This window comes from Shewanella sp. QJM3NY_23 (genome assembly GCF_056173105.1).
The window spans coordinates 1,985,125-2,004,130 of record NZ_CM149657.1; the positions used below are offsets into that span (position 1 = coordinate 1,985,125).

Consider the following 19,006-nt stretch of genomic DNA (forward strand, 5'->3'; position numbering starts at 1 on the left):
TCTACAAATAAAGTAGTTAAAGTGAGATAAAGGATCTGTAAATGACCGCTGATAAACACCTACAAAGTTGGCAAGAACGTTTTGAAATGGCAGAGGCGATGCAGCCTCTGTTGGGTAAGCTGTACCGTAATCAAGGTGTAGAAGTCGTTCTATACGGTAAACCCCTTCTTAATGCTTCGACTATCGAAATCATTAAATCCCATCGTTTAGTACGCCGTCATGTTGGCGAAAAACTCAGATTGCGTGAAAGCTTCCCGTTTGTAGAAGCACTTAGCAAGCTTGCTGTAAAGCAATGCAAAGTTGATATCGGTAAATTAGCGGTCAACTACTGGCGTGAGCATCAAGATGCGAGCCAGATTGAAGCCTATATGAGCCAAGAATTGGCAAGTGCCATCGATCATGAAGATACACAGCAAGCGCGTGATGTGGTGTTGTATGGTTTTGGTCGTATAGGACGCCTATTAGCGCGTTTATTGATTGAAAGAACGGGCGTGAGCAACAAATTATGTTTACGTGCTATCGTGCTTCGCGGTGGTCGTAAGGGCGATTTAGAAAAGCGTGCCAGCTTGTTACGCCGTGACTCAGTCCATGGACCTTTTAATGGTTCAGTAGAAGTCGATGAAGACAACAACGCCATTATTGCCAACGGTACTTATATTCAAGTCATCTACGCCAACTCTCCTGATGAAATTGATTACACTCAATATGGTATCGATAATGCCTTAGTTGTCGACAACACGGGTATTTGGAAAGATGAAGACGGTTTAGGTCTTCATCTTAAATCGAAAGGTGCGGCAAAAGTATTGCTGACCGCTCCTGCGAAGGGGGCCATTAAGAATATCGTTTATGGCGTGAATGAGAATGATATTTTAGATGAAGACACTATCGTATCGGCGGCAAGTTGCACGACTAATGCGATAACGCCAGTACTCAAAGCCGTCAATGATAAGTACGGCATTATCAATGGTCACGTTGAAACGATCCATTCGTATACTAACGACCAAAACTTAATTGATAACTATCATAAAGCAGACCGCCGTGGTCGCAGCGCACCATTGAACATGGTGATCACCGAAACGGGGGCCGCCAAAGCGGTGGCTAAAGCGCTACCGATTTTAGCTGGTAAGTTAACGGGTAACGCTATTCGTGTGCCTACGCCTAATGTCTCTATGGCGATTATCAGCCTAAACCTTAATGGCGAAACCAACAAAGAAGATATGAACGAGTATCTGCGTAAAGTTGCCTTGTCATCTGAATTACAAAACCAAGTTGATTTTACCGAGTCAACTGAGATTGTTTCGTCAGACTTGGTTGGTTCACGTTACGCGGGCGTGGTTGATTCACAAGCCACTATTGCCGAAGGTAACCGTACTATCTTATATGTATGGTACGACAATGAATTTGGCTACAGCTGCCAAGTTGTTGGCGTGATGCAAAAGATGTTAGGACTGCAATATCAGTCATTGCCTAACCTTTAACTTATTAGTTAAACATCATAAAAACGCCTGAGTCTTTGATTCGGGCGTTTTTTTATACGGTTATTAACCTAGCTTGGTTAACAAAAAATCACAACGACCAATATTGCAGCAACCAGTTAATTAATCTCGATTATTGCATAATTTAGCGTTGACTCTTGAGCGTAAATCGGTAGAATGCCATTCCGCAGTCAGGGGAAAGCTTCTTAACTGGAACTTGATTGAGATTGAAAGCATTAAGATCTGCGACATTAGCTCAGTTGGTAGAGCGATACCTTGCCAAGGTATAGGTCATCGGTTCGAACCCGATATGTCGCTCCAATCTTCACGATTGGCCTTAACGCCTTCGATATAAGGCGCGATGGCAGAATGGCTATGCTGCGGATTGCAAATCCGTCGATCTCGGTTCGACTCCGGGTCGCGCCTCCACTTTTAGTTTTAGCGCAATTGCGATAAAACGCACACATTGCCCGTGTGGTGGAATCGGTAGACACAAGGGATTTAAAATCCCTCGCTGAATAAGCGTGCCAGTTCAAGTCTGGCCACGGGTACCATCTTAAGATGACAAAAAGGCCTCAACAAAGTTGAGGCCTTTTTGTTTGCGTCAATCTGCTTAGCCATAAAACGCCATGGAAAACCGATAGAGTGTCATCGCTACGCAATTAACCGATCGTGAAAATCTTGCCTATATATTGAAATATCGATAGTTATTAAGCAGAAAAATGAGATAACCCTTATCGCAACGCAAAAAAACGGATGCTGATGAAAATCCGCTATGAAGCCGTCGTCGACAATGGTATAAATGGCGGCGAACTCCCTACATTTACTCTAATTTTTAGGAATGCTGTCATGATATTTAACCAGGTTGAACTGGCTCCAGCCGATCCCATTCTTGGCCTTACCGATGCTTTTAAAGCCGACCCACGTTCAGATAAAGTTAATTTGGGAGTAGGGATCTATAAGGATGAGTCAGGTCAAACTCCTATTCTTAAGTCGGTTAAATTAGCAGAGCAAAAACTGCTTGATAATGAAACAAGTAAAAGTTACCTAGGTATCGATGGCGTACAGGCTTATAACAGCGCGGTACAAACATTGCTTTTTGGTGAGCAACATCAAGTATTGCAACAACAACGTACCGTGACCGCTCAGGCGCCAGGCGGTACAGGTTCTCTGCGAGTGGCTGCTGAATTTGTGGCACGTAATACTGACTCAAATACCATTTGGGTCAGTAATCCTACATGGGCGAACCACAACAATATTTTTCAATCTGCGCAGCTGCAAGTGAAACAGTATCGCTATTATGATGCGCCAACTCATAGCATGGATTTTGACGCTATGCTGGCTGATTTGGCCACCGCAAAAGCAGGGGACTTAGTGCTGCTGCATGGCTGTTGTCATAACCCAACGGGTATCGATCTTAATCAGAGCCAATGGCAAGCCGTTGCTGAGTTATGTTTACAAAAAGAATTAGTGCCCTTATTTGATTTCGCCTACCAAGGGTTTGGTGATGGTGTTGAAGAAGATGCCCAAGGGTTACGTTTGGTGGCCGATATCGTTCCTGAACTGATCGTGGCTAACTCATTTTCTAAAAACTTCGGTCTCTACAACGAGCGTATTGGCGCTGTTACTTTAGTGGCGAAAGATCAAGACACAGCTAAAACTGCATTTAGCCAGGTGAAGAGCACTATTCGAGGTAATTATTCCAATCCTCCGGCTCATGGCGCGCTGATTGTGGCCACCATTTTGGGTGATAATAAATTAAGAGCAATGTGGGAAGCAGAGCTACAACAGATGCGTGAACGTATCGCCCAGATGCGTGTTTTGTTTGTTGATACCCTTAAAAGCGTGGGCGTTAGCCAAGATTTCAGTTTTATATCGACGCAAAATGGGATGTTTAGCTTCTCAGGGCTGAACAAAGCGCAAGTCGAACGTTTACGTGACGAGTTTGGTATTTATATTGTTGGCTCTGGCCGTATCAGTGTGGCGGGGATGACCCGTGACAATATGCCAGCAATCTGCAAGGCTATCGCGCAAGTGGTGTAAATTACTACGACGCTAATGTACTGATCGCATGTGTTCTTTATAAAACGGTTATCGCCTTGTGCGCTAACCGTTTTTTTTTATGGTTTTGTATAGTTTTTATGTGGTTTTTATGTGGTTTTTTTTTGCAGATATGGGAGTGGTGCTAAGCCATTAAGATTCGAGCGCAGGAATCTGAGTGATAAAGGAGATAGCTTCTGCTAAGGCGCTGCGATCATGCAGGCCTACATGATGTTTACTGCGCAGCGGAAAATAGGTGATATTGCCGTCGGTGTGGCACTGCTCACCATGGCATAACACATGATTGACCACTTTATTCCCCAGCACTTGCTCACACCAATGTAAGCGCTTTTCGAGGCTAAAATCCACCGCCGATGACGGCTCGGCAGTTAAGTTGTCGATAAAAATCACCTTGGCGTTACTGCTCGCCAAAGCTTCGCTTAAGATAGGCAACAATAATGGCGGCATGATACTGGTGAGAAAACTACCAGGGCCCAAAATAATCAAATCGGCAGATTTTATCGCATTGCAAGCTTCTGCGGTGGCTTGAACCATTGGCTCAAGTGATAAAGCAATAGGCGATTCTTTCATGCCATCGACTTCAACTTCGCCCAGAATCTTAGTACCACAAGATTGTATGGCGACTAAATGAGTCGGTTCTTCCGACATTGGGATCACTTGGGTTTCGATATTGAGCAGCTTACGGATCAAGTTAACCGCATCAAGAGGGCGGACACAAAGTTCATCGAGCGCCAATAAAATAAGGTTGCCGAGATTATGATTATTCAACTCATGCTGGCCACTGAAGCGATATTCAAATAATAGTGAGCCTACAGATGGCCGCGATGCCAGTTGTGATAAACAATTGCGTAAATCTCCCCATGCAATGCAATCTTGCTGCTGTCTTAATCGCCCCGTTGAGCCACCATTATCAGTGGTGGCCACAATGCCTGTCAGCCTAGGGCCTAAAAATGATAATGCAGAAAGCACTCGTCCCAGCCCATGACCGCCACCAATGGCAACCACATTTGTAAATTGATTAAGTGCATAGTTGTGCATGCGGGTTTTTCCTTCCTGAATCCCCAATATATCGCGAGATATTATAGCGAATAATGTCTTGAGGCATAGTGGTTTTGTTTCGTGGCGTAGATCGCATATAATCACCTCCTAAGCCCTTAAAAGAGTTAGCAATTTGAAAACAGGTAGTGTGAATAAAGTTATCATAGCGTTGGCTGTTGTGGTGGCGTCCCTATTGGCGGTTAAGCTCTTGCTGGTTGACCAGCAGCCAAACGAAGAGAGCAGCCAAGGCCAGCTATTAAAAAATAAGCGTCAATACAGCCAGATCCCAGATTTTGAAGCGATTGCCGATGTGGCAGAAAAGAAAAAAGCTTTCTTTGATTTCTTACGCCCTGCAGTGCAGCATCACAACAGTATTATTGCAGAAGAGCGCAAGTTTCTGCTCGCATCACAACAACATCTCGCAGATGGTGAAATACTGTCTGAAGCGGAGCAGTTTCGTATTCAGCAATTAGCCAGTAAATACCAATACAGTATGCGCAGCGTGACCGTTAAGAATCTTAATCAGCTACTTAGACGCGTCGACATTATTCCAGAAGACTTGGTATTAATTCAGGCGGCAAATGAAACAGGTTGGGGCAGTAGCCGCTTTGCCAAAGAGGGACTCAACTTTTTTGGTCAATGGTGCTTTAGAAAAGGTTGTGGTCTTGTGCCTCAATCACGCAGTGAAGGGATGAGCCATGAAGTCGCCGTGTTTAACAGTGTCGATGATTCTGTAGGGTCTTACATGCGTAATTTAAATTCAAATGCTGCCTATTCGCTATTACGCTCTATCCGAGCCGATTTGCGCGCACAAGGGGAACCCGTTAGAGCTGATAAATTAGTGTATGGCTTACTCAATTATTCTGAGCGACAAGAAGCTTATATCGAAGAATTGCTCGATATGTTACGTCACAATAATCAATTTTTGGTGGAAAATTATGAACAAGGCTCTGCTGTTTAGTTGCCTACTACTTGGTAGTATTACTGCCCAAGCAACGCCGATATCACTGGAATACCAAGGTTTTTATCAACGCCTTAAACAGGTGAATAAAGGCCATTATCCGCTGATTGAGTTAACTTTTTCAGTACCTAAAGCACAAGGCTGTGTGGTAAAAAGTGGCTATATTGCAACCGAAAAAGAGCAGTTCCCATTAACCATTACTGACTCGCAGCGCATCTTTATTCCTTATGATGACAGGCTTAAGTCGGACAGGGCATTAGTGCATTTAGAGATGCAAAATGATGCTAGCCAATGTGGTATTGCCATGCAAATACGCGCCAAGCAAACGCAGCCGCAATATCAACAAGCTGACTTAATCATGTTGCAAGCACAAATGGATGATCTACTGCATACCATGCAAGGCTTCCCTATGCGTTATTTTACTGATGATATTCGTGGCCTTAACTTTGAGTTTAATCAAGCCGCGACGGTAAAGATTGATGGTGAAACCATTGGCTTTAATGGTGTTTTTCGATTGTCTCGAGAGCGTATCAATCAGCTAGATAGTATTAGCTTTGATCGTAGCCCTGATGTCGTCAGCCCTTGGGTCAATTCTAGCGATAAATAACAGATAGGTTTTATTCAGCCCTTTACTGGCTGTTGTCGATAACGGATAAACCATCACAGACATAAAAAAACCTCCGATGGAGGTTTTTTTATGTCACGCTCTGACCATTAAATGCTAAGGCGTATATGTACTGACAACCTCAATTTTTAAGGCATCGGTATTGCGCTTAGCCGCATCTAAGTCGATATGACCGTTATTGGCAATATCGAGAAAATCAAAGGCGGGCAGATCTGACTCAGCCACATCACCTTTCATCGGAGCGTCGGGATCGCGCGTAAGCGAGGCAAAGTCAAATTGCGCTCTGTCGACCCCTTGCGATGGGCTGGTATTTTGCATGGCGGTAAAAATAGTTTCGATACGGCCAGGAAACTGTTTGTCCCAGGTGCTGAGCATCTCTTTTACCGCTGCGCGTTTAAGATTTTCTTGTGAACCACACAGGTTACAAGGGATGATTGGAAAATCTTTTAAGGCGGCGTACTCGGCAATGTCTTTCTCTCGGCTGTACGCCAAGGGACGAATAACCACATTAGCGCCATCATCTGAGAGTAATTTAGGTGGCATGGCTTTTAGTTTGCCCGCATAGAACATGTTTAAAAACAGGGTTTCGATAATGTCGTCGCGGTGGTGGCCAAGGGCAATTTTGTTGGCACCTATCTGCTGCGCAAAGCCATATAAGGTGCCCCGGCGTAAACGACTGCACAAAGAGCAAGTGGTTTTACCTTCAGGGATCTTATCTTTAACGATAGAGTAGGTGTCTTTTTCAAGAATATGATACGGCACATTTAACGTATCGAGATACGCTGGCAAAATATCTTCAGGGAAACCCGGTTGCTTTTGATCAAGATTGACCGCGACCAGTTTAAAAGAGATCGGCGCACGCTGCTGTAGATTAAGTAAAATGTCGAGCATGGCGTAACTGTCTTTGCCACCCGAAAGGCAGCACATGACAGTATCACCGTCTTCAATCATATTGTAATCAGCGATAGCGCTACCCACTTCACGTCTAAGACGCTTCTGTAGCTTATTTAACCGTGTGGTCTGTTTTTTTAAGAGAGTATCATCAGACATAATAAAAAACGCGCCTAGTATCATCAAATTCTGGGCGCGTAGTATAGCTTAAATCAATTGTCTAAAGAAGCGGTGCGTTAGCTGTTACTCATCTTCAAGCGGCGACTTGTAACCATCAGGTTTGACAGCTAATAGATCACAATTAATGCTGTCGATTACATGCTCCGCGGTATTACCAATTAATGCGGCCGAAAATCCAGTACGGCCAACGGTGCCAAGGATCACCAGTTCGGCATCGAGTTGCTCAGCCAGCTCGGGGATCACATCTTCAGGTAACCCTTCTTTAATATGACAAAAATCGGTTGAGATGCCATATTGGCTGGCCAAATGCCAAACTCGTTGTTCATGCTGCATACGAATGGTTTCGCTATAGGTATGTGCATCAAAGTCGGGCAGTTCAATTGCTAAGTTTACCGGTGTGCCTGGATAACCATTCACGAGATGCACTTTAGCGTCAAACTTCTTGGCTAAGTCTTGGGCGTGTTCGATTATCTTGCCGTTAAGAGTCTGATGATCGTCATCTTCTGATGCAACGTTGATGGCACACAGTATTTTGCCGGCCACTGGCCAGTCATGCTCTTTAACGAGCAGTACGGGTACGGGCGCTTTGCGCATTAAGTGCCAATCGGTTGGGGTAAAGATCACCGATTTTAGCTTATCGTGCTGATGGGTACCTTTAACAATGAGGTCAAATTCACCTTCGATTGCATGCCGGATAATGCTTTCAAACGGGCGGTTATGCCACACAACTTCGCTTTGAATGTCGATACCACTGTCTTTGTATTGCAGCAAAATATCGGCTAACCATGCTTGTCGCTGAGCTATCACGCCTTGGCGCATGGCTTCACGTTCTTGGCCCGATAAGATGGAGGTCATTTCGTAGGAAAAATCGAAAATAGACAAGAATACCCTAATGGCGGCCTTGTTTTTTATGGCAAGTTTAACCGCTCTTGCGAGTGCCGGTTGTTCATCGTTTGTAGGGTCCACTACAACAAGGATTTTATGATAGTCCTTCATAGATCATTCCTTTATCTGACGTTGTAATTTAATAATGGGCGATAACGGGTAAATTGCCTTGTCTTAGATCAAGTTTACCCATTAAAACGCTTGTTTAGCGACCGATTCTATTGTTACCGGCTAGCTTATTAAGGGACTCAAAATCGATGATAGTAATGTACTTTCCTTTTACTTCAATCAATTCTGATTTTTGAAAACGACCCAGTAGTCGACTAATAGTTTCGACAGTCAAGCCGAGATAGTTGCCGATATCACCGCGGGTCATGGTTAAGCGAAACTCTTTAGGAGAGAAACCACGGTTACCAAAACGGTTAGCGAGATTACTGATAAAAGCGGCGAGACGCTCTTCGGCATTTTTCTTACTCAATAGTAAGATCATCTCTTGGTCGCTTTGAATTTCGTTACTCATTAAGCGCATGATCTGCTGACGTAATTTAGGCATGGTGCCAGATAAATCGTCAAGGGTTTCGTAGGGGATTTCACACACCATTGAGGTTTCTAATGCTTGGGCGAAGCTCTGATGAATTTGCGAGTGAATACCGTCAAAACCAATCACGTCGCCAGCTAAATGAAAGCCAGTGATCTGCTCATCGCCTTGCTCGGTAATGGTGAAACTTTTAATGGTACCTGAGCGAATGGCATAGAGAGATTTTAGTGCGTCGCCAGATTTAAAAATCTGCTCACCTTTTTGGATAGGCTTTTTACGCTCAATGATCTCGTCGAGCTGATCTAATTCATTGTTATTTAATGTGAAAGGTATGCAAAGGCTACCCATACTACAGTCATGACAATGTATAGCGCATCCCGGGGCTGCCGAACGACGATTTTTAATGGTATCCGTCATAATGTCTCTCGAATTTCACAGTTATGCCCATGTTAAACTAATTTAATAGTGTGAGCTAGTTTAGCTGCGCAATTGCAATATACAAAGTGTGTATACCAAAGCCAACTAACAAAAGGCCGCTGATCATACGCACCGAGCTTTGTAACACGAACTGGGCAAAAACTTGCGCCGCGACACCAGCACTGAATAGCGCTGGCAGGGTGCCTAGTCCAAACGCCGCCATGATAAGGGCCCCTTGTTGCGCCGAATTCGCCGCGACTGCCCAGGTTAAGGTGCTGTAAACCAAGCCGCAAGGTAACCATCCCCAAATTAAGCCGGCCACAAAAGCTTGTTTTAAACTTTTAATGGGCAGTAACCGATTGGCTATGGGGCCTAATACTTGCCAAACCCGTTTTCCGAGCCGCTCGATTTGCACAACGCCAGACCAGATTTTGGCGATATATAATCCGGTAGCAATCATCATGACTCCGGCTAAAATACGCATACTCAGCAAATAGATATCTAAACTAAACAGGGTACTGAGTAAGCTGGCCGAGCCACCAATTAAGGCGCCAGCTAGGGTATAACTGAGGATTCGTCCGGCATTATAACTGACAATAAATTGCAGTTTACCAACCAGTACATTGCCTTTAGTTTGCGTTGGCATCTGCTGTGATATCGCCCCCACGAGCCCACCGCACATACCGATACAATGACCTGCGCCCATTAACCCCACCAAAAAGGCACCGGTAACCGTAAAATCGATCACTGCGGTTTGCTCTCATCGTCTTTTGGCGTTGACGGCTTGACGTCATCATCAAACAAAATTGATACGCTTTGGCGATCAAGATCATCAAACTGCTCAGATTTTACTGCCCAGAAAAAAATCCCCACGGCGATAAGCACAAACAACATCGCAATGGGAATTAATACATAGATAATACTCATACTCGTACCTTCAATAGTCTAAGGCTGTTCGCCACGACAATAAGTGAACTGGCCGACATTCCGATGGCTGCAATATAGGGCACAACGTGACCTGTGACCGCTAACGGAATAATAAATAAGTTGTAGCCCAACGCCCAGAGGAGATTTTGTTTAATGATTTTGCCTGTTAACTTGGCAATCGCCATCGCATCGGTAAAGCGGGCCAGTTGATCGCTCAATAAAATGAGGTCGGCACTATTTTTGGTTATGGCAGCGCCGCTGCCCATGGCAACGGATAAGTTGGCGCCGGCTAATACAGGTGCATCGTTAATGCCATCGCCAAACATGGCCACTTGTTGTGTTTGTTGCAAGTGTTCAATTAGGCGTAGTTTATCCTGCGGCTTAAGCGCTTTATGCACATCGGTTATGCCCATGGCTTGAGCCACTTCATCAACATGAGCCGAGCTATCGCCACTGGCAATGCTCACCTTGCAGCCCGATCCGCGTAGCTTGTTAACGGTTGCTAAGGCATCGGGGCGAATGTTATCAATCAATTCGAAACTGGCAATGAGCTGTTTATCGCGGCTGAGGTATACGCATTGCTGCGCGCTATGAGGACAGTCAATACCAAGACGCTGGTGTATAAAATCGGCACTGCCAATAATATAGTGCTGCTGATTTATCATTCCTTCGATGCCACAACCTGCAAGATTACGCCCATTATCGACCCGAATATCATCGGCGCGATAACGTTCAAAGGCACGAGCAATAGGGTGCAGTGAGGTGGACTCTAAGGCCGCCGCTAAAGCTAATGCTTGCGTTTGGCTAATGTCACTGTGTAACCGAGTGTTAGCCACCGTCAGGCTGCCACAGGTGAGGGTACCGGTTTTATCAAATACCACATGATTAATTAGCGGCAGTTTTTCAAACACTCCAGGTTTACGTGCCACGACTCCCATTCGGGTAAATAATCCGGTAGCGCAAGTGACCGCAGTGGGGGTTGCAAGCGCTAGCGCGCAGGGACAGGTTGCCACCAGTACCGATAAGGTGACCCAAAAAGCATCTTCAGGCCAATAGGCCTTCCACACTAAGTAAGTTAACAAGGCAATAATTAAAATCGTCCAAGTAAAGTAATTAGAGATGGTATCAACGTGAAGCGCGACTGTGGGTTTATTGTTGGATGCGGCTTCTTGCAGACGAATGATCTCAGCGACTAACTGATCTTGCCCGATGGCAGTGACGCGCACCTTAATTGGGTGGTCAACATTGATAGTGCCAGCAAATACTTGGCTAGACACTCGTTTAGTCACGGGCATCTGCTCGCCAGTTAACATCGCTTCGTTAACACTGCTGCAGCCTTCAATAATATCGCCATCGGCGCTAATGGCTTCACCCGGTTTAATGAGGATAATGTCGCCAATGCGCAAACGTTTCGCCGGAATTTCACTGTGCTGGCCGTCAGCATCAACTAAATGCGCGGTTAAGGGGATCAGTTTATGTAAATTATTGGAGCTGATTGACGCTTTTTGGCGCGCGTTCTGTTCAAGGTAGCGTCCCAGCAGCAAGAAGAAGGTAAACATGCTGACCGATTCAAAATAAACTTCACCTTGACCGCTGACAGTAGCAATACAACTGGCAATATAGGCACCGCAGATGGCAATGGACACTGACACGTCCATATTTAACCGCCCCGATAGCATGGAGCGAATGGCACTAAAATAGAAAGGCTGCGCCGAGTAAAACACCACTGGCGCGGCAAACATCATGCTTACCCAGCGGAAATAGTCGCGATATTCGACATCAAGAACGGTAAAATATTCTGAATAGAGGGCGAGAGCGAACATCATCACCTGCATGGTGGCAAAGCCGGCTAACCCGAGTCTTAATAAAAATTTACGGCTATTTTTTTTGGTTTGGATCTCTTCATCATCGACTTGATAAGGCGCTGCCTGGTAGCCGATATTACTGATTAAATTGAGGATCTCACTGAGTTTAATACGGCTTTGGTCCCAAGTAACCAAGGCTCGTTCTGTAGTGGTGTTGACTGCGATATTCACTATTCCATCGACCGGCTTTAACTTATGTTCTATCAACCATGCACATGCTGCGCAGGTAATGCCATCTATGGTCAATGAAACCTGACTGATATTGTCCTGATGATGGACAAAATCTTGTTGTACCTCTTTAAGGTCAAAAGCTGAGTTGGCGCTGAGTGCTTCAGGCACCAGTGCCGTTTGTTTGTTGCCAGGCTCAGTACGGTAGCGGTAATAATTACTCAAGCCAGCGTCTATGATTGCCTTTGATACCGCTTGGCAACCCGGACAGCACATGGGTTGCGGGGTATTATCAATAACGGTGACAAACTGCGAGCCAGTTAATACTGGCTCACTGCAATGAAAACACTCAAGGATATTCATGTGAAAACTAATTTAGCCAGTACTGAGCATCGTCTTTAAGATCAAGACGTTGTTGAATGCGCCAGGTTTGATCGAATCCTTCGAGGCGTACTTCCCAGGCACCAGAGATAGGTTCGGCTAACTTGATACGGTAAACCTGATTGCCATCGGCTGTTGTAATTTGGCTAAAGTCGCGCTGCTTTAGGGTGGGGTGAAAAAACGATACACTCAATGCCGCTAAATACACTTCACCGCCGTGCTGCACAATGCGGACTTCATCATCATTAACTAACATCTCAAACTGTAAACCTAACTGTTTGGCATGCTTAATTTTACGCAGATCCATATTGATGGCTTTACCATCTTTATAGTAATCCTCAGACACGAGCGAGTCCTGGGTATCGATGGCCACCATCAGCAAATTAACGCTGGCGATGACGGCGCACAAGGGCAAAATAATAAGAAACCAAGGCCAAAATTGTTTATACCAAGCTTGCGGTGTATTCATGAAAACTACCTGTTGAATTTGTTGGGCTCATTTTACCGATAATTGAGTAAAAGCACAGCTAAAAAAAAGGCCCCGATCATCTCGAGGCCTTAATGTTACTTATATGTAACTACTTGTTTGACAAGCTATAAACGTAAGCAGTGATCACGTGAACTTTCTCTTCACCTAAAACGTCTTTCCATGCTGGCATGACACCAGAACGGCCGTTTTTGATGCTTTCAACGATCACGCCACGACTACCGCCGTATAACCAAGCAGAGTCAGTCAGGTTAGGGGCACCCATAAACTTGTTACCAGTACCGTCCATGCCATGACAGGCAAAACAGCCTTTCATGAATGAGCCTTGCCCCTGAGCTGCCAGTGCGGCGTCGTGTTCACGACCAGAAAGCTTAACCACATACTCAGCTAATCCTTCAAGTTCGCTATCATCGATAGGTAAACCGCCTTTAGGTGGCATCATACCGTGACGACCATTCATTAGCGTCGTTTTAATCGTCGCTAAATCACCACCGTACAACCATGCATTGTCTGTCAGGTTAGGGAAGCCAGTACTACCACGGGCGTCACTACCATGACACTGTGCACAATTTTGTAGGAAGAGACGACCACCGACTTTCAATGCTTCTTCGTCTTTAACTAATTCTTCTAACGGTGTTGCAAGGTAAGCCGCGAAGATTGGACCAAATTTTTCGTCGGCTTTCTTCACTTCTTGGTCATACTGCACCCAGCGACCTTCTTTTGCTGCTAGTTCAATAGCGGCGGCAGAATCAGCTTTAATACCATTCTCGGTACCAATGCTTTGGTTCGAGCTTGACCAGCCGAGTAAGCCTTTGTAGTTACCCAAACCTGGGTAAAGAGCGAGGTAAATCACACCGAAAACGATTGTGAGATAAAACATATAACTCCACCACTTAGGTAGTGGGTTATTGAGCTCTTCAATACCATCAAAGGCATGGCCCATTGACTTGCCTTCTTCAACACCAGTAGTGTTTTTAGAGACGAGTCTTAATAGGATAAAACATCCTGCGATTACCACGATTGTGAGTACGGTAATCCAAATACTCCAGAAGCTACTCATCATCACTTATGCTCTCCTGAGTCCTTGTTTTTCTCGTCATCCGAGAAAACAAGGTTAGCGGCTTCGTCAAATTGATTCTTACGACGACCGCTATAAGCCCACGCAAAAATACCGACAAACGTCAACATAACAACAATGGTGATAATCCCTTGTATTGTGCCGTAATCCATATTTATGCCTCCAATTTATTTCAGTGCGTGACCTAGCGACTGTAGGTATGCAATTATTGCCTGCATCTCAGTTTTACCTTCAACGGCCTTCTTGGCATTGTCGATATCTTCCTGAGTGTACGGCACACCGAAACCACGGAACACTTCCATCTTTTGAGCAGTTAACTTACCGTCAAGTACGTTTTCTGCTAACCATGGGAACCCAGGCATGTTTGACTGAGGTACCACAGCACGAGGATCGATTAAGTGCACTTCGTGCCACTTGTCACTGTAACGTCCGCCTACACGAGCAAGATCAGGACCAGTACGCTTAGAACCCCAAAGGAATGGGTGTTCCCACACTGACTCACCCGCTACAGAGTAGTGACCATAACGTTCAGTTTCTGCACGTAATGGACGGATCATTTGACTGTGACAACCAACACAACCTTCGCGGATATAAATATCACGGCCTTCAAGCTCTAGCGCTGTGTAAGGGCGTAATCCATCGACAGGTTCAGTGGTATCTTTTTGAAAAAGTAGAGGAGTGATCTGTACCAAGCCACCGAAACTAATTGCAATAACGGTAAAGATGCCTAGCAGACCGATGTTTTTCTCAACTATCTCATGATTAAATTTCATCTAATCTACCCCTTATGCTTCAGCAAGTGCTGGCAAAGATTCTTTTGGTGCTTTTACGGTCTTGAACACGTTATATGCCATTAACAGCATACCAGTCACAAAGAACACGCCACCTAAGAAACGAACAAAGTAGAATGGATACGATGCTTCCAAACCTTCAACAAAGCTGTAGGTCAAGGTACCGTCAGAGTTAACTGCACGCCACATTAGACCTTGCATCACACCCGAGATCCACATAGATACGATGTAAAGTACGGTACCGATAGTTGCCAACCAGAAATGTACGTTGATCAACTTAGTGCTGTACATACGGCCGTGACCATAAACAGAAGGAATTAAGTGATATAACGAACCAATTGACACCATTGCAACCCAACCCAGTGCACCAGAGTGAACGTGACCAATGGTTCAGTCAGTGTAGTGAGAAAGGGCGTTAACAGTCTTAATCGCCATCATTGGGCCTTCGAAGGTAGACATACCATAGAAAGACAATGAAACCACAAGGAAGCGCAGGATAGGATCGGTTCTTAACTTATGCCAAGCACCTGATAGAGTCATGATACCGTTGATCATACCACCCCAAGAAGGCGCGAATAGAATAAGCGACATCACCATACCCAGTGATTGTGTCCAATCAGGCAGAGCAGTGTAGTGAAGGTGGTGATGACCGGCCCAAATATACAATGCAATCAATGCCCAAAAGTGAACAATAGATAAACGGTATGAGTAAACCGGACGACCCGCTTGCTTAGGTACGAAGTAATACATCATCCCCAAGAAACCAGCCGTTAATAGGAAGCCTACCGCGTTGTGTCCATACCACCACTGTACCATGGCATCAACTGCGCCAGAGTAGAGTGAATATGATTTGAACATGCTCACAGGTATCGCCATAGAGTTAACTATATGCAGCACGGCTACCGTAATAATGAAGGCACCAAAGAACCAGTTCGCGACATAAATGTGCGAGGTTGTTCTTTTTACAATAGTACCGAAGAATACAATCGCATATGTTACCCAAACGACGGCAATAGCGATATCGATAGGCCATTCTAATTCAGCATACTCTTTGCTACTGGTTAGACCCAGTGGCAGAGTAATCACGGCTGATAAAATGATGGCTTGCCATCCCCAGAAGGTAAATGCAGCTAACTTAGGTGCAAATAAACGGGTTTGACAGGTGCGCTGAACGATATAGTAAGATGTTGCAAAAAGTGCTGAAGTACCGAACGCGAAAATCACAGCGTTAGTGTGCAGTGGTCGAAGACGACTGTACGTTAGCCATGGAGTATCAAAGTTCAGTTGTGGCCATATTAACTGGGCCGCGATCAATACACCGATTGACATACCAATGATTCCCCACAAAACTGTGGTTAATGCGAATTGGCGGACAACGGTGTAATTGTAATCAGCGCCTTGAGGCTGGGAATGATTCATCATATTGCTTCCACTGCTTATTACTTGTACTTATTGTTAGAGTAAAGCGACACTTTACCCGTTAGAAAATGACGTTAACAAGCCTGCTTCCTACGAAACAAACTTGATTGAGTCAACGTGTTGCTCAACATTAATGCAAATTAATGTTAAGTATCGCAATGATACTTGAGCAATATCAAAAAAGATAGGAATTATGCGGAGTACAACATTGATCCAGATCAAAGTCCACGTATAGAATGTAAACACCATGATTCAAAAGGTTAAAAATTGTGCTACACAAGCAAATAACTCGCATTAACATTACCGTCATTAGCCTACTTAGCACGCTTTTATTAAGTGCATGCTCCGAGCCTAATAATAGTGTTGTAAAGGGTGATGAAACAGGACAAATAGCTGCATTTACCGTAGACCAAACCTTATGTCAGTTTGCCCAAAAACCTTGTCAACAAACAATAAATGACATTGATGTCAGCTTAAGCATTTCACCAGGTTCGACGCCAAGTGAACAGCCCTTAGCCGTTTCATTAACCTTCTCTAAACCCGTAAAATTATTGAGCGCACGCGTTGAAGGAAGAGATATGTTTATGGGGGTTATTCCTTTAAATTTAACTGAAAACGACAAAAGCAGCTATAAAGGCACGTTAATCTATGGCTCATGTAGCAGTAATTACATGGTTTGGCGGATGTTTGTAAGCTTTAGTGTCGCTGAGCAACAACAGCATGTTATGTTCGACTTTTTAGCCGACAATCACGCTGTCGATAATCCACGCTAATCCATTTTTTGTCGATTGGCCATCATCATGAGTACGGCTAACGACGAAACATAAGATCAGGCCATCCTTGTTCGTTTTAAGCTGCGTATCGAGGCTGTTTATTAAACTAACTTGCTGTTGGGATTTAATATTGGGTAAGTAAAGCACGATAACCTTATTGTCCTGTGTAAAGCTTTGATTCAATGTTTTCCGTTTAATCTAAATACTCGAATTGATTAATTAAATTAAGCTATTAAATGCATTAATCATGATAAAATTAGCGGTATCAATCGGTATACTCTCCAAGTAATTTGCTAATGCCAAACAATCACGCTCCATCAATCACATCATTGCCTAATGTATTGCCATTATTTGAGTCAAAAGACTTTCTCGAGCAAGGCAACCCCATTATCAATCAACATATCACTGCATTGAGCATAAATGGCATTGAAGATGCGGGCTTTATTTATGAGCTCTCTTGCGACCTATTATTTTCTCTGCGCGACAATGAAAACAGCTATAAAAGTTACCGTAGTGAACTCAGCTGCTTTTTACATTGGTGTTTTGATGTGGTTAAGCAATCACCCGGGCAGATCTCACGCCGAGATATCGACAAGTTTGTAGCCTATTGCCAGCAGCCCCCTAAAGCGCTTATTGGCTATTATAATGTGGCGCAATTTAAACTTGATAAAGCAACGGGGCAGCGTCTACCTAATCCGCTTTGGCGACCCTTTGTCGGTAAAAAGCAACTTGGCGTCGAGCAGATTTATGAGCTGAGTGACAATGCCTTAAAAACCAAAATGGCGATTTTGTCATCTTACTATGGTTTTTTAATGGCCGAGGATTATTGTGAGCGCAATCCAGCGCAGGCTTGGCTGAATCACTCGCGATTTGCTAAAAAGCATAAATTTTTAGTCAATCAAGACGATATCGACAGCTTGGCTTTTACCGAACTGCAATGGTCATATGTCATTAGCAGTGTTGAAGGGCTTGCCCAAACCTCACCAGAGACTCATCAACGCAGTTTATTTTTAATTAAGCTCATCTACTCTTGCTATTTACGAGTATCAGATGTCAGCGCAAGGGCGGGATATAGCCCCATCATGGGGCAATTTACTCAAAATAAACAGACGGGTATTTGGCGCTTTAATATCCCGCAAAGCAAAGGCGGCAAGCAGCGTTCAGTGCCTTTATCCAATGCAATACTCACTGCATTAATCGAATACAGACAATATTTAGGTTTAAGCGATCTACCAAGTTCTAATGAACAAACACCACTATTTGTACGTCATCGCGCTGCTGGCCGAGGTAGAGAAAGCGGACTGATCAACGCTAATCTTGGTATTCGCCAGGTGAGGGAAGAAGTGCAAAAAATTATCGAGTATAGTGCCGACTGCGCCGAAGCTGACGGTATGATAGAAGATGCCAAAGCGATGCGATTATTGAGTGTACATAACATTCGTCATACCGGGATCACCCACGATATTAATTTACACGGCAGACCGTTATCACATGTACAAGCCGATGCCGGACATGAAAGTATTGATACCACATCGCAATATTTACACACCAGTCAATCGGATCGCCACCAAAGTGCGGCGAATAAACCAATAGATACCTTATCGGGAATAAAATAAGGTAAATGACAAGGGGAGTTGTGTTGGTGGTTTAGGCGGCAAAGTCAGGCAGTCAGCCGTTTCATCTATGGTTCTAAGTCATTTGTACCTGACTGCATGGTTGATATCGCACAGATATTCTGAGTCGTAATTAGAGTATATTGCGAGAGCTTTTTTGAGGGCTAGGGCAGTCTAATTATACGCTTGTATGCCTTATTAGTCAGAGGTTACAACGAAGGTTATTCAAACTTATAAAATAAACATGACCTTACTTTTTCGATTCAGTTTGAGGATCTTATTGTTCCACACAGAGTAATGAATAACTATTTGAGCGGGCAGGGTATTACCCACTTAAATGACATCCACGCAAATATTCTTGTAGAGTTACATATTGTTTATACGTAAACCTTCTCATTACGGCTAAAAATGTTGATTCAATAAAAATTAATAA

At 44.3% G+C, this 19,006-nt stretch carries 17 protein-coding genes, 3 tRNA genes and 1 pseudogene; 9 read left to right on the top strand and 12 right to left on the bottom strand.

Annotated elements, in window-relative coordinates; all coding sequences use genetic code 11:
- Window positions 1–41: 41 nt before the first annotated feature.
- The 5 genes from AC0VXX_RS09025 to AC0VXX_RS09045 all read left to right on the top strand — a co-directional run bounded on the left by AC0VXX_RS09025 (window position 42) and on the right by AC0VXX_RS09045 (window position 3,518).
- The gene (locus AC0VXX_RS09025; RefSeq protein ID WP_475516844.1) at window positions 42–1,478 is read left to right on the top strand and encodes a glyceraldehyde-3-phosphate dehydrogenase; all 1,437 of its coding nucleotides are present in this window, start codon (window positions 42–44) and stop codon (window positions 1,476–1,478) included.
- Between the two features lie 242 nt (window positions 1,479–1,720).
- Window positions 1,721–1,796, top strand: a tRNA-Gly gene (locus AC0VXX_RS09030).
- Between the two features lie 34 nt (window positions 1,797–1,830).
- Window positions 1,831–1,904 (top strand) — tRNA-Cys (locus AC0VXX_RS09035).
- A gap of 39 nt (window positions 1,905–1,943) precedes the next feature.
- A tRNA-Leu gene (locus AC0VXX_RS09040) sits at window positions 1,944–2,029 on the top strand.
- Between the two features lie 295 nt (window positions 2,030–2,324).
- The gene (locus AC0VXX_RS09045) at window positions 2,325–3,518 is read left to right on the top strand and encodes an amino acid aminotransferase (protein ID WP_475516845.1); all 1,194 of its coding nucleotides are present in this window, start codon (window positions 2,325–2,327) and stop codon (window positions 3,516–3,518) included.
- A gap of 150 nt (window positions 3,519–3,668) precedes the next feature.
- On the opposite strand, the gene yvcK is transcribed toward AC0VXX_RS09045, so the two are convergent.
- On the bottom strand, window positions 3,669–4,574 hold the full coding sequence (gene yvcK, locus AC0VXX_RS09050) for a uridine diphosphate-N-acetylglucosamine-binding protein YvcK (RefSeq protein ID WP_475516846.1): 906 nt from the start codon (window positions 4,572–4,574) through the stop codon (window positions 3,669–3,671).
- A gap of 133 nt (window positions 4,575–4,707) precedes the next feature.
- On the opposite strand from yvcK, the gene AC0VXX_RS09055 reads away from it, so the two are divergent.
- Together AC0VXX_RS09055 and AC0VXX_RS09060 are read left to right on the top strand one after the other, a co-directional pair.
- The gene (locus AC0VXX_RS09055; protein ID WP_475516847.1) at window positions 4,708–5,535 is read left to right on the top strand and encodes a glucosaminidase domain-containing protein; all 828 of its coding nucleotides are present in this window, start codon (window positions 4,708–4,710) and stop codon (window positions 5,533–5,535) included.
- Window positions 5,513–6,142: a DUF2987 domain-containing protein gene (locus AC0VXX_RS09060; protein ID WP_475516848.1), complete on the top strand. Its 630-nt coding sequence runs from the start codon at window positions 5,513–5,515 to the stop codon at window positions 6,140–6,142. Before AC0VXX_RS09055 ends, AC0VXX_RS09060 begins: the two co-directional genes overlap by 23 nt.
- Before the next feature lie 114 nt (window positions 6,143–6,256).
- Here AC0VXX_RS09060 and ttcA read toward each other — a convergent pair whose 3' ends face one another.
- From ttcA to ccoN, 11 genes and pseudogenes are all read right to left on the bottom strand, one after another.
- A complete protein-coding gene (ttcA, locus tag AC0VXX_RS09065; protein ID WP_475516849.1) occupies window positions 6,257–7,210 on the bottom strand; it encodes a tRNA 2-thiocytidine(32) synthetase TtcA in 954 nt (317 codons plus the stop codon).
- Window positions 7,211–7,294: 84 nt separating this feature from the next.
- Window positions 7,295–8,227, bottom strand: a complete 933-nt coding sequence (gene uspE / locus AC0VXX_RS09070) for a universal stress protein UspE (protein WP_475516850.1) — start codon at window positions 8,225–8,227, stop codon at window positions 7,295–7,297.
- Window positions 8,228–8,321: 94 nt separating this feature from the next.
- On the bottom strand, window positions 8,322–9,071 hold the full coding sequence (gene etrA, locus AC0VXX_RS09075) for an electron transport transcriptional regulator EtrA (RefSeq protein WP_475516851.1): 750 nt from the start codon (window positions 9,069–9,071) through the stop codon (window positions 8,322–8,324).
- Window positions 9,072–9,126: 55 nt separating this feature from the next.
- Window positions 9,127–9,819, bottom strand: a complete 693-nt coding sequence (locus tag AC0VXX_RS09080) for a sulfite exporter TauE/SafE family protein (RefSeq protein WP_475516852.1) — start codon at window positions 9,817–9,819, stop codon at window positions 9,127–9,129.
- On the bottom strand, window positions 9,816–9,998 hold the full coding sequence (gene ccoS, locus AC0VXX_RS09085; RefSeq protein ID WP_110457887.1) for a cbb3-type cytochrome oxidase assembly protein CcoS: 183 nt from the start codon (window positions 9,996–9,998) through the stop codon (window positions 9,816–9,818). The genes AC0VXX_RS09080 and ccoS overlap by 4 nt, the downstream gene beginning before the upstream one ends.
- Window positions 9,995–12,394 carry a heavy metal translocating P-type ATPase gene (locus AC0VXX_RS09090; protein WP_475516853.1) on the bottom strand — a complete coding sequence of 800 codons (2,400 nt, stop codon included), beginning with the start codon at window positions 12,392–12,394 and terminating at the stop codon, window positions 9,995–9,997. Before AC0VXX_RS09090 ends, ccoS begins: the two co-directional genes overlap by 4 nt.
- 7 nt (window positions 12,395–12,401) lie before the next feature.
- A complete protein-coding gene (locus AC0VXX_RS09095; protein WP_475516854.1) occupies window positions 12,402–12,881 on the bottom strand; it encodes a FixH family protein in 480 nt (159 codons plus the stop codon).
- Window positions 12,882–12,990: 109 nt separating this feature from the next.
- Window positions 12,991–13,959 (bottom strand): cytochrome-c oxidase, cbb3-type subunit III, encoded by a 969-nt coding sequence (gene ccoP, locus AC0VXX_RS09100; RefSeq protein WP_475516980.1) that lies wholly within the window; start codon window positions 13,957–13,959, stop codon window positions 12,991–12,993.
- A 2-nt stretch (window positions 13,960–13,961) separates the two neighbouring features.
- The gene (locus tag AC0VXX_RS09105) at window positions 13,962–14,129 is read right to left on the bottom strand and encodes a cbb3-type cytochrome oxidase subunit 3 (RefSeq protein WP_475516855.1); all 168 of its coding nucleotides are present in this window, start codon (window positions 14,127–14,129) and stop codon (window positions 13,962–13,964) included.
- A gap of 15 nt (window positions 14,130–14,144) precedes the next feature.
- Window positions 14,145–14,750 (bottom strand): cytochrome-c oxidase, cbb3-type subunit II, encoded by a 606-nt coding sequence (gene ccoO, locus AC0VXX_RS09110; RefSeq protein ID WP_475516856.1) that lies wholly within the window; start codon window positions 14,748–14,750, stop codon window positions 14,145–14,147.
- Between the two features lie 12 nt (window positions 14,751–14,762).
- Window positions 14,763–16,190 (bottom strand): annotated as a pseudogene (gene ccoN / locus AC0VXX_RS09115) (cytochrome-c oxidase, cbb3-type subunit I).
- A gap of 266 nt (window positions 16,191–16,456) precedes the next feature.
- Between ccoN and AC0VXX_RS09120 the strand changes: the two are divergent.
- Together AC0VXX_RS09120 and AC0VXX_RS09125 are read left to right on the top strand one after the other, a co-directional pair.
- Window positions 16,457–16,960, top strand: a complete 504-nt coding sequence (locus AC0VXX_RS09120) for a hypothetical protein (RefSeq protein WP_475516857.1) — start codon at window positions 16,457–16,459, stop codon at window positions 16,958–16,960.
- A gap of 296 nt (window positions 16,961–17,256) precedes the next feature.
- Window positions 17,257–18,576, top strand: a complete 1,320-nt coding sequence (locus AC0VXX_RS09125; protein WP_475516858.1) for a tyrosine-type recombinase/integrase — start codon at window positions 17,257–17,259, stop codon at window positions 18,574–18,576.
- Window positions 18,577–19,006: the final 430 nt, after the last annotated feature.